Annotated in this window: 1 protein-coding gene; it reads left to right on the plus strand. The window is 49.5% G+C overall.

Translation table 11 applies throughout. The features are described from left to right. Nucleotides 1–848, plus strand: an 848-nt coding sequence (locus R8N47_RS24315) for a penicillin-binding transpeptidase domain-containing protein (RefSeq protein WP_318185994.1), incomplete at both ends; no start/stop codon positions are given.

Genomic DNA, 848 nt, shown 5'->3' on the forward strand with positions numbered 1-848 from the left:
GAAGTGCCTCGCTCAGAAACTATCGCCTTGGGTGCGGGTAGCTTAACACCAATGAAAGTGGCGCAAGGTTACTCGGTTTTTGCAAACGGCGGTTACTATGTTGAGCCGTTCTACGTAGAACGCGTTGAAGATGCATTTGGCGAAGTTTTGGTTAAAGCCAACCCTAAGAGCGTTTGTCATCAAGATTGCCCACAAATGAGCCCACAACCAGAAATGGATCGCTTTGCCAGTGAGTTCGGTGAGCAAGACGTTGCCGTTGATGGCCAAGCTCCAGAGAACGCACTAGAAAATGATGAACCAAAATACGCACCACAAGTGATCTCTGAACAAAACGCATTCTTGATGCGTGAAATGATGTACAGCAACATCTGGGGTGGCGGCAACTGGCGTGAAGGAACTGGCTGGAACGGTACCGGCTGGCGTGCGCAAAAACTTGAGCGTCGTGATATTGGTGGTAAAACTGGTACGACTAACGATTCAAAAGACGCATGGTACAACGGTTATGGTCCGGGCGTGGTTGCTATTGCATGGGTGGGCTTCGATGATCACTCACGCGCGTTAGGCCGCACGACGGTGAACAGCAATTTGGGTCAAGGCCAAGTATCTGGTGCTGAATCAGGTGCGAAAACAGCAGAACCAGCATGGATTGACTTTATGCAAGTAGCATTGGAAGGCAAGCCAGAACAAGGCAAGAATATTCCAGATGACATCGTGCGCGTTCGCATCGATCGCAACAGCGGTCTGCTGACTCATAAAGTGGATAGCACGTCCATGTTTGAATACTTTGAGAAAGGCACGGAGCCAACCGAATACGTTGGTAACAGCCTCGAAGACAGCATTTATTCAAG

It is taken from the genome of Vibrio sp. 2132-1 (genome assembly GCF_033344315.1).